General features: G+C 76.8%; 1 protein-coding gene. It reads left to right on the top strand.

Features of this window, described 5'->3' with window-relative positions; genetic code table 11:
* Nucleotides 1-54: 54 nt before the first annotated feature.
* On the top strand, nucleotides 55-7,974 hold a 7,920-nt coding region (locus WA788_RS34820; protein WP_335984380.1), incomplete at its 3' end, for a type I polyketide synthase.

Raw genomic sequence — 7,974 nt, 5'->3', positions numbered from 1 at the left:
GGTGCCTGTGCGGCGGCACTTGCCGCGCGTGGCGCGGACACCACCGTCGTGCGTGTGCCCGCCGAGGCCGTGGATCGTGCGGCGGTGGGCGCCGTACTGGGTCAGGTCCTCCAGGACGCGGTGGCACCGGCGGGTGTGGTGTCGCTGCTTGCTCTCGACGAGTCGCCGGTGCCTGGGCACTCGGCGGTGCCGCGTGGCCTGGCGGGTACGTTGGCTGTGGTCCAGGCTCTTGGTGACGCGGGGGTGGAGGCGCCGCTGTGGGTGTTGACCCGCGGTGCGGTCAGCGCGGCTCCCGGCGAGGCGACCATGTCCCCGGTGCAGTCCCTGACGTGGGGCTTCGGCCGCGTTGCCGGGCTGGAACACCCCGACCGCTGGGGTGGCGTGGTCGACCTGCCCGCCGGGTTCGACGGTTCCGACGGTCGGGTTGCCGCGCGTGTGGCCGGGGTGCTGGCGGGGGCTGGTGAGGACCAGGTCGCGATCCGCGCGGCGGGCGTGCTGGGCCGGCGGCTCGTACGCGCCGCGTTGCCGTCGGCGCCGGAGCGGGCGTGGAGCCCGCGGGGCAGCGTGCTGATCACCGGCGGCACCGGCCCCATGGCCGGTCCCGTCGCCCGCTGGGCGGTCGAACGCGGCGCCGCCAGGCTGCTCCTGACGGGCGGCGGCACCGCGACCGCGCGGACCGCCGCACTCGCCGCCGAACTGGCCGCCGGCGGCGCCCGCGTGGACGTCCTCGCCTGCGACGCGAGCGACCGCGACCAGGCGGCCGGAGCGCTGGCGTGGGCCGGGACGACCGGTCCGGCCGTGTCCTCGGTGCTGCACCTCGCGGAGATCGTCGACAACGTCCTGGTGGACGACCTGGACGTGCCGCACCTGGCCCCGGTGCTCGCCACCAAGGCGGGCGCGGCCGCGGTGCTCGACGAGCTGACCGCCGACCTCGACCTCGACGCGTTCGTGCTGTTCTCCTCCGTCGCCGCGGTCTGGGGCGGCGGCCGCCAGCCCGGCTTCTCCGCGGCCAACGCCCAGCTGGACGCCCTGGCGGAGCGCCGCCGGGCCCGCGGCGCGAGCGCCGTCTGCGTGGCCTGGGGCCCCTGGAACGTCGGGACTGCCGGCACCCGCGACGACGGCCTCCAGCTGGAGCGCCGCGGACTGCGGCTCCTCGACCCGGACCTCGCCGTCGGCGCCCTCGCCCGCGTCCTGGACGCCGGCGAGACGAGCCCGGCCGTCGTGGACGTCGACTGGGAGCGCTTCGCGCCGCCGTTCACCCTGCGCCGGCCCAGCCCGCTGATCGAGCACCTGCCCGAGGTCGCCGCGGCCCTGTCCGGCACCGCCGCCGCAGGCGACGTCGTACCCGGCGCCGACAGCCCGCTGCTCGCGCAGCTCGCCGGGCAGAACACCACCGAGCAGCTGCGCACCCTCACCACCCTGGTCCGCGGCGAGGCGGCGGCCGTCCTGGAGCATTCCTCCGCCGACGCGGTGGGCAGCACGCGCGCCTTCAGCGAGTTGGGCTTCGACTCCCTGACCGCCGTCGAACTGCGCAACCGCCTCGCCACCGCCACCGGCCTCAAGCTGCCCGCCACGCTCCTGTTCGACTACCCCAGCCCCGGGGTGCTGGCCGGCTACCTGGCCACCGAGCTGCTGGGCGGCGGCACCGCGAGCGCCGGCGGCACCGCCGTGCCCGCCACCGCGGCCGCCGACGACGACCCGGTGGTCGTCGTCGGCATGGGCTGCCGTTTCCCCGGCGGCGTGAAGACCCCCGAGGACCTGTGGGAGCTGCTGGCCACCGGCACCGACGCGATCGGGGCCTTCCCGCAGGACCGCGGCTGGGACCTGGACGCCCTCTACGACCCGGACCCGGACGCGCCAGGCACGGCCTACGTGCGCCGGGGCGGATTCGTCTACGACGCCGCCGAGTTCGACGCGGGCTTCTTCGGGATCAGCCCGCGTGAGGCGCTGGCCATGGACCCGCAGCAGCGGCTGCTGCTCGGCACGTGCTGGGAGGCCCTGGAGCGGGCCGGGATCGTGCCCGGCACGCTGCGCGGCTCCCGCACCGGGGTGTTCGCCGGCGGCAGTTTCGCCGGCTACGGCCTGGCCCAGCCGGCGGCCACCGAGGGCCTGGAAGCGCACCTGCTGACCGGCACCACGACCAGCGTGCTGTCCGGCCGGGTCGCCTACACCCTCGGGCTCGAAGGCCCCGCCGTCACCGTGGACACCGCCTGCTCCTCCGCGCTGGTCGCCGTCAACATGGCCGCGCAGGCGCTGCGTTCGGGGGAGTGCACGCTGGCCCTCGCCGGCGGCGCCTTCGTCGCGTCCACCCCCGAGCTGTTCGTGTGGGTCAGCAAGCAGCGCGGCCTCGCCCCCGACGGCCGCTCGAAGTCCTTCTCCGCCGACGCCGACGGCATGGGCATCGCCGAGGGCGCCGGCATGGTGGTCCTGGAGCGGCTGTCCGAGGCCCGCCGCAACGGCCACCCGGTGCTTGCCGTGGTCCGCGGCTCGGCCATCAACCAGGATGGCGCGTCCAACGGCCTGACCGCCCCCAACGGCCCGTCCCAGCAGCGCGTGATCCGCGCCGCGCTGGCCAACTCCGGCCTGACCGCCGCCGACATCGACGCGGTCGAGGCGCACGGCTCCGGCACCCCGCTGGGCGACCCGATCGAGGCGCAGGCGGTCCTGGCCACCTACGGCCAGGAGCGTCCCGAGGGCCGCCCGCTGTGGCTGGGCTCGGTGAAGTCCAACATCGGCCACACCCAGGGCGCGGCCGGCATCAGCGGCCTGATCAAGATGGTGCTGGCGCTCCAGCACGAGCAGTTGCCGCAGACCCTCCACGCCGAGCAGCCCTCGCCGCAGATCGACTGGTCGGCCGGCGAGGTGGAACTGCTGCGCGCGGCCCAGCCCTGGCCGGCCGGCACCGGGCGGCCGCGCCGGGCCGGCGTGTCCTCCTTCGGCGTCAGCGGCACCAACGCCCACGTCATCCTCGAAGAGGCCCCGCTCGACGCCGAGCCGCAGGCGGGCCCTTCCCGCGACCCGTCCGGCGCGGGCACCGGCGCCGCGGCCCCGCAGCCGCCCGCGGTGCTGGACACCACCGCCGACACCGCCTGGCTGGTGTCCGGACGCACCGCCGACGCCCTGCGCCGGCAGGCCGCCCGCCTCGCGGAGCACCTGGCGGCCCACCCCGGCAGCGACCCGCGCGATGTCGCCTGGTCGCTCGCGGCGACCCGCTCGGTCCACGAGTACCGGGCCGTGGTCACCGGCGCCGACGGCGGCGAACTCGTCGCCGGGCTCACCGCGCTGGCCGCCGGGACGGGCGACCCCCGGGTGGTGGCGGGCACGACCGCGGCCGCCGAGAGCGGTGAACCCGTCTTCGTCTTCCCCGGGCAGGGCGCCCAGTGGGCCGGCATGGGACGTGAACTGCTGGCCGCCTCACCGGTGTTCGCCGCCCGCTTCGCGGAGTGCGCGCAGGCCCTCGCCCCGCACGTGGACTGGGCGGACTGGACGCCGGCCCAGGTGCTGGCCGGCGCCGAGGGCGCCCCAGGACTGGAGCGCGCGGACGTGGCGCAGCCCATGCTGTGGGCGGTGATGGTGTCGCTGGCCGCCGTGTGGGAGGCCGCCGGTGTCACCCCCGGCGCGGTGGTCGGCCACTCCCAGGGGGAGATCGCCGCCGCCACGGTGGCCGGTGTGCTCTCCGTCCAGGACGCGGCCCGGGTCGTGGCGGTCCGCAGCCAGGAGCTGTCCGGGCTCGGCACCGGCGGCGGCATGCTGTCCGTGGTGATGCCCGCCGAGGCCGTCCGCGACCTGCTGGCGCCCTGGGGCGACCGGCTGGCCGTCGCCGCGGTGAACGGGCCCGCCGCCACCGTGGTCTCCGGCGAGACGCAGGCGCTGGCCGAGTTCGGGGCCGAACTCGCCGCCCGGCGCGTCATGCGCTGGCCGATCCCGGTCAGCGACTTCGTCGCGCACTCCGCCGGTGTCGAGGCGCTCGCCGGCGTCCTGGCCGAGCGCCTGGCGGGCATCACCCCGGGACCCGGCCGGGTGCCGCTGTACTCCACCGTCGAGTGCCGCTGGATGGACGGCACGGAACTCGGCGCCGACTACTGGTACGCCAACGTTCGCAGCACCGTCCGCTTCCACGAGGCCGTACGGGAGCTGGCCGCCGCCGGCCACGCCACCTTCGTCGAGGTCTCCCCGCAGCCGGTGCTGACCGCCGGGATCACCGAGACCGTCGAGGAACTGGCGACCGCCGACACCCCGATGGCGGTCACCGTCACCGGCACGCTGGACCGCGACAACAGCGGCCCGCTGCGGCTGCTGGCCGCCCTCGCGCAGGTGCACGTGGCCGGGACCGCCGTCGACTGGCGCCGGGTGCTGCCCGCCGGCCGCCGCGTCGACCTGCCCACGTACGCCTTCCGCGACCAGCGCTACTGGCTCGGCGCCGACGCCCCCGCCCAGCAAACGGCCACCGCCGTACGCGGCGGGGACAGCGCGGCCACCGAGGCCGAGACCCGCTTCTGGGCCGCCGTCGAGGACGGCGACCTGCGGCGCCTGGCCGACACCCTCGCCGTGGACGCCGCCGAACCGTTCGGCGCGGTGCTGCCCCGGCTGGCGTCCTGGCGGCGGCGCGAGCGGGACCGCGACGTCACCGGCACCTGGCGCTACCGGGTCAACTGGACCCCGCTCGGCGACCCGGCACCGGCCCACCCGGCCGGCACCTGGCTGGTGGCGGTCCCCGCCGACCCCGCCCCCGGCACCGCGGACCTGCTCCGGGCGTGCGTGACCGCGCTGACCGCACGCGGCGCCCGCGCCGAGGTCGTCGAGGTCGCCGCCGGCACCGCCGAGCGCGGCGCCCTGGCCGCCGAACTCACCCGCGCCCTGCACCCCGGCGGCACCGCCGACACCGCCGGCGCACCGGACCCGCACCGGGCCGCGCCGCCCGCCGGTGTGCTGTCGCTGCTCGCACTGGACGAGACCCCGACCCTCCGCCACCCCGAACTGCCCGCCGGGCTGGCCGGCACCCTGACCCTGCTCCAGGCGCTCGCCGACGCGGCGGTCACCGCCCCGCTGTGGATGCTCACCACCGGCGCGGTGGCCACCGCCCCCGGCGACCCCCTGACCCGGCCGGTGCAGGCGCAGACCTGGGGCCTGGGCCGGGTCGTCTCGCTGGAGCAGCCCGACCGCTGGGGCGGCCTCATCGACCTGCCCGCGGTCCTCGACGACCGCGCCGCGAGCCGGCTGCGCACGGTCCTGGCCGGCTGCGGGGAGGACGAGGTCGCCATCCGCCCGGCCGGCATCCTCGCCCGCCGGCTCAGCCGCGCCCCGCAGCCCGCCGCCGACCGCGCGTGGGCGCCGCGCGGCACCGTACTGATCACCGGCGGCACCGGCGCCGTCGGCGGGCACGTGGCCCGCTGGCTCGCCGGCCGCGGCGCTCAGCGGCTCGTGCTGGCCAGCCGGTCCGGCGCCGCCGCCCCCGGTGCCGCCGCCCTCGCCGCGAGCGCCGCGGCAGCCGGCAGCACCGTGGAGATCCGCGCCTGCGACAGCGCCGACCGCACGCAGCTGGCCGCGCTCCTCGACCGGATCGCCGCCGACGGGCCGCCGCTGACCGCCGTCATGCACACCGCGGGCGTCCTCGACGACGGCGTGCTCGACCGGCTGGACGCCGACCGCCTGGCCAACGCCCTCGCCGCCAAGGCCGCCGGCGCCACCCACCTCGACGAGCTCACCGCCGGCCTGGACCTCGACGCGTTCGTGCTGTTCTCCTCCGCGGCCGCGACCTTCGGCGGCGCCGGCCAGGCCAACTACGCCGCCGCCAACGCCTACCTGGACGCCCTCGCCGAGAACCGCCGCTCCCGCGGCCTGCCGGCCCTCGCCGTCGCCTGGGGCCCCTGGTCCGGCGACGGCGTGTCCCAGAACACCGAAGCGGCCCGGCAGCGGCTGCGCCGCAACCGCTGGGAGGTCCTGATGGACCCGCAGCTGGCGGTCAAGGCACTGGGCACCGCACTGGCCGGCACCGACACCGTGCTGACCGTCATGGACCTCGACCTCGCCGCCTTCGCCTCCGCCCCCGGACAGGAACAGGCCCTGGAGGCGCCGCTGCTGCGCGACCTCGCCGAGGTCCGGCAGCTCAAGGCGGCCCACCGCCCCGACAGCGGCGCCCAGCGGGTCGAAGGCGACCTGGCGAGGGAGCTCGCCGGCCTGTCCCGGGCCGAACAGGACCGCCTGCTGGTCGACCGGATCAGGGACGAGGCCGCCGGAGTGCTCGGCCACACCGGCTCCGACGAGGTGGAACCCGGACGCGCCTTCAGCGACCTGGGCTTCGACTCGCTGACCTCCGTCGAACTGCGGAACCGGATCGCCGCCGTCACCGGACTCCGGCTGCCGGCGACGCTGATGTTCGACCACCCCACCCCCGCGGTGCTCGCCGCCCACCTGCGGACCGAACTGCTCGGCGCCCTCGACGCGGACGACGCACCGGCCGGTGCCGCCGCCGCTCCCCAGGCCCCGGCGGGTACGGACGACGACCCGATCGCCGTCGTCGGCATGAGCTGCCGCTTCCCCGGCGACCTCAACACCCCCGAAGAACTCTGGAAGTTGCTCGCCGGCGGCGGCGAGGGAATCTCCGGTTACCCGCAGGACCGCGGCTGGGACGAGCACGCCCTCTTCGACCCGGACCCCTCGCGCCCCGGCACCTCCTACACCCGCGAAGGCGGCTTCCTCCACCAGGCCACCCGCTTCGACGCCGGGTTCTTCGGCATCAGCCCGCGCGAGGCACTGGCCATGGACCCGCAGCAGCGCCTGATGCTCGAACTGTCCTGGGAGGCACTGGAGGCCACCGGCCTCGACCCCGCCACCCTGCGCGGCTCCCGCACCGGCGTGTTCATCGGCGGCTACTCCTCCAACTACGCCCTGGCCAGCATGCAGCTCGGCGGACAGGAGAGCGCCGCCCAGGTCGAGGGCCACCTCGTGACCGGCAACGCGACCAGCATCATCTCCGGCCGCGTCTCCTACACCCTCGGCCTCGAAGGCCCCGCGATGACGGTGGACACCGCCTGCTCCTCCTCGCTGGTCGCCCTGCACACCGCCGCGAAGGCGCTGCGGTCGGGCGAATGCCCGCTGGCCCTGGTCGGCGGCGTCGCGGTGATGGCCACCCCGTGGGAGATGGTCGGCTTCGCCCGGCAGCGCGGACTGGCCGCGGACGGACGCTCCAAGGCCTTCTCCGCCGACGCCGACGGCATGGGCATGGGCGAGGGCGCCGGCATGGTCGTGCTGGAGCGTCTGTCCGACGCGCGCCGCAACGGGCACCACGTGCTCGGCGTCATCCGCGGCTCCGCCGTCAACCAGGACGGCGCCTCCAACGGCCTCACCGCGCCCAACGGGCCCTCCCAGCAGCGGGTCATCCGCGCCGCGCTCGCCGACGCCCGCCTCACCCCCGCCGAGGTGGACGCTGTCGAGGCGCACGGCACCGGCACCCCGCTGGGCGACCCGATCGAGGCACAGGCGCTGCTGGCCACCTACGGCCAGGAGCGTGCCGGGGGCCGGCCGCTGTGGCTGGGCTCGGTGAAGTCCAACATCGGCCACACCCAGGCCGCGGCCGGCATGGCCGGTGTGATCAAGGTGCTGCTGGCGTTGCGGCACGAGGAACTGCCGCGGACGCTGCATGTGGACGAGCCGTCGCCGCACGTGGACTGGTCGGCCGGTGAGGTGCGCCTGCTGGGTGAGCCGGTGGCGTGGCCGGCTGGGGAGCGTCCGCGTCGGGCGGGTGTCTCGGCGTTCGGGATCAGCGGGACGAACGCGCACGTCATCGTGGAGGAGGCGCCGGCCGAGGAACCGGCCGAGGGTGACTCCGCCACGGCTGTGACGGACCCGGACGTGGTGCCCCTGCTGCCGTACGCGGGTGCCTGGCCGGTGTCGGCCCGTTCCGCCGAGGGCCTGGCGGCGCAGGCGGACCGGCTGCGGGAGTGGGTGGCGGCTCGTACGGAGCTGCAACCGGCT

Source organism: Streptomyces sp. CA2R106, from assembly GCF_037034245.1.
Classification (GTDB): domain Bacteria; phylum Actinomycetota; class Actinomycetes; order Streptomycetales; family Streptomycetaceae; genus Actinacidiphila.
Note: the sequence above shows the minus strand (reverse complement) of the source record. Positions and strands in the feature narration are given on the sequence as shown.